Consider the following 3,679-nt stretch of genomic DNA (forward strand, 5'->3'; position numbering starts at 1 on the left):
CAGGAACTTGTTCGCACCTTCCCTAACGAGGGAATGGATAAAAAATAATTAATCCGGCATTACCTGCCATGATGTAACATCAGAAATTAGATACATTAAAACCACGCCATTGCGTGGTTTTTTGTATCTCGTTTTACCGTCAGACTTCCTTACGCACGCACTCAATATGAAACGCAAACTAGAAGCTGTATTTCATCCCCACCATCGCAGATGAGTCGCTGTAGCCTTTGTCACCGACCTGGACGCCCACGTTACCCCACAGATTCAGGTGGTCGTTCAGCTTGCCTTCCACGCCGGTTTTGATTTCTCCGAGATTGCGCGCCCCGTCCTGATACACGCTCACCCCGTCCATCTTCGTACCAAAATCATGCGTGTTGTGCAGCCAGTTCACTTCCACAAACGGCTGGAAGGTCCGCGCTTTACCGTCATCTATTTTACTGTGTCCTTTCAGGTAGGTGCGTATGCCCAGACGCGTCTGAAGATTACCTTCACCTTCCGCACTGACCCGCGTGCCGTTGCTTTCACGGTGGTCGTCCGCCCTGACGCCCATCCAGACAGCCTGCGCCTGCGGCTGGATATACCACTCGTTCAGCGAGCCCTTACTGCCGGTAAACTCGCCGAGCTTGTGCGTGTACCCGGCTTCCAGTGAGGCGGTGATACCACTTGAGTCATAGGATTCACCCTGAATATTCTGACCCTTCACGTCATTGTTAAACCAGCCATACTGCGCCCAGCTGTCCAGATACAGTCCCTGTCGGGTCTCGTCATTCTGGTACCAGGTCGCGTAAAGTCCCGCACTGTAACCGCTCACCGAGCCATCTGCACGGTAACCGGTCACATGTGAGCGGCTGTTGCTGTCATCATTGCCGTAACCGGCCATCACTCCCAGGTGCAGGCGCTGCAGGCCATCCGTACTCCACTGTGCAATATCGCCGCCCAGCTGGATAACATAACGGTTGCTCTGCGTGCTCATCTGCCCGCTGCTGTCCTTCCAGCGATTATGCCCGCCCACCTGGCGCAGCCACATACTGGTAACCTTCTTCTCACCGGTCAGTGCATCGGTGTACTGCGGTTCACCCAGACGGTCATGCAGCCGGGTGATGAACATCGTGTTGGCCGCCGCCAGGTTGGCGGTATAGCTGGCCGACTCCGGGCGCACCACCCGGATACCCGGTTCATCAGGTGTGCGTGGTGTAACAGGAACTGCCGGTGTAACAGGAACTGCGGGCGTTTCCGGCCCCACCGGCGGCGGAACATACAGGCTGGTCAGGAACCAGCCAGTGCCTTTTTTCACCAGGCTGTAGTCATAAGCCCCGGCCACAATACGCCCGGATTTGGTAAAGGTGCCATCAGATGCCCCATGAACCTCCACCACACGGATACCTTCCACCGTCTGTGCGCCACCACCGCCGGCATTGTTCACCTTCATAAAGGTGTTGCCGCTGGTATCGCCATTGACCACAATCTTGTCGGTCGTCGAGGCGTCGTCACCCAGCACGGTATTCAGCACCACCGTACCATCCTGTCCGTGCCAGCTGGTCGCGGTCAGGGTCCGTCCGGCGTTCATGGGCAGCGAGGACGGGGCCGCAAAATTAATGGTCCCGGCAAGGTTAACTTCATCGACCAGCGAGTCCGCAGTCATATTCCAGCGGCTGGTGGTGTCAATGCTGACGTCCGTCGGGTCAATCCAGCCGGTCAGGGTGGCACCGTTACGCAGGGATATCGCGGTGTTATCCTGGCCGATGACGTTGCTGACCAGCTGCGCGCCGCCGTTGCTGCCATCCAGCACCAGTTCACCGCCGTCGATATGGGTGTCCCCGGTCCAGAGGGTGTTGCCGGACAGCGTCAGGGTGCCATCGCCGGCTTTGGTCAGACTTCCAGGCCCCGAGATCATCCCCGCGAGTGCAAGTGTTGTGGACGGTGATACATCAAACTTTCCTCCACCTTGCCCCAACATCACATTACGCACCGTCGAAATATCGGCGCCGGTGGCAAGCGTGGCGTTATTCAACAGGGTAAGATTTCCGCTCACATCACCCAGCGATTCATCAGTGATAATCGACAGAGTGCCATTACTTACCGTCCACGGCGTCAGCTGCGCGGTAGTCTCTGTTAACTGCCACGTGCTGGTACCGGTTTTATGAAATGTACTGAACCCCTGAAACTGACCATTACCTCCGGTGGCAGAAAGTTGAGCAACATCAAAGACCGTTGGCCCGGTCCCCTGCGATTGTGTCGTATCCCCACCCAACACCAGCGTATTTGTTGACCCGGTCATACCGACGACCTTGCCAAGAAACGACCATCCGGCCTGCAGTTCCAACCGATTGACACCACCGGTAAACTCAATGGCGTTCGCCTGTCGTGATGTCTGTCCACCAAACAACGGATCGCCACTCTTTCCGCCATTAATAGCACCAGCGTTGATAATCGATAGGAATGCGCCTTTTACCCCAGCCCCACCATCGCCGAGCCGACCATTTGACGCGCTTCCGCCTTGTGCGCCCCCTTCACCCGCACCGCCTTCCCCATTGCCGCCTGCCGCAAATGATGGGCCACCGTTACCACCTGAAATCACGCCCTGGTTGATAATAGAAACCGTATTCTGACCATTATTCGCTACCAAAATACCCGCACCACCCCCACCGCTTGCAGTGATACTGGCGGAAGGACGAATGCCGCCATCACCGCCAGTGATCGTACCTCCGACGAGGTTGGTCACATTTGCATTGGTCACAACGGCGGCGCCACCACCGCCGCCCGAGCGTCCTCGACCACCGACGCCACCGGTTATCGTGCCGCTTTCATTGGTCAGGTGAGTCGCCGTTCCACCGGTCAACACAACCGCCGTACCGCCGCCGCCCGAACTGCTCCCGGTTCCCCCGGCGCCACCTGTGATGGACGTACCACTCCCGGTCAAGATCAGATTCCCATCTGTCAGCATGCCGGCGCCGCCGCCGCCGCTGCCAGTGTCCAGGTTGTTTGGCGTCCCCGTACCACCGTTCCCTCCGGTAACCGTTGCACCGTCGAGCGTCAGCGATGCACCACTGCGCACAATTATCCCGGTGCCACCACCGGCAGCGCCGGTATCGTCAGCACCCGTTCCTCCGGTGACACGGGTAGTGATCGTCTGTGACGCCGTTATCTGCATTCCAGGATCGCCCCCTAACCCGGCAAAATTCCCGTTTTGTCCATCTGCGCCTTTTCCATCAGTTACGCTGCCATCACCGCCATCATTCGTACCGCTACCGCTGCCACCACCACCGCCACCCGTGACCTGACTCCCTGCAGACCCTGGGGTACCCGATGTTGCACCATTTCCTCCAGCATAAGCATCTGATAGCGTCAGCGTACTGATGACCATGAAGGTAAACACCCCTCCCAGCCACGTAAATTTCCTGGATCGCGTAATATTCCCGTGTTGTCGATAGGCCCGGCCTGCGGGAATCATATATAAAGTCTTATTCATTATTTTACCTGTGAGGTGTTGTTATCGTCGCTCTTAGCAATAGATGTGCACATCCACAGAGCACATAAATGTGCACATCGATTATTTCAAGCAACCGAAGCGTTTGTTGGTGAATAGCGTTGCGCGGCTGAATGCGCGGTAAATAATGCTGTTCCGACTGTTACAGTTGGCGCGCTAATCTTTTAGGGAAGGTGCGAACAAGTTCCTGAT

At 56.8% G+C, this 3,679-nt stretch carries 1 protein-coding gene; it reads right to left on the minus strand.

Going from position 1 to position 3,679, the window contains the following annotated elements:
- Positions 1-178 precede the first annotated feature (178 nt).
- Positions 179-3,364, minus strand: a complete 3,186-nt coding sequence (locus FDW88_RS18810; RefSeq protein ID WP_249354903.1) for an autotransporter outer membrane beta-barrel domain-containing protein — start codon at positions 3,362-3,364, stop codon at positions 179-181.
- Positions 3,365-3,679: the final 315 nt, after the last annotated feature.

It is taken from the genome of Citrobacter sp. wls829 (assembly GCF_005280825.1).
GTDB classification, from domain to species: domain Bacteria; phylum Pseudomonadota; class Gammaproteobacteria; order Enterobacterales; family Enterobacteriaceae; genus Citrobacter; species Citrobacter gillenii.

What these genes read in the sequence shown, in the direction of transcription:
- FDW88_RS18810 (WP_249354903.1), bottom strand. Translation starts at nt 3,364, where the DNA reads ATGGTCATCAGTACGCTGACGCTATCAGATGCTTATGCTGGAGGAAAT.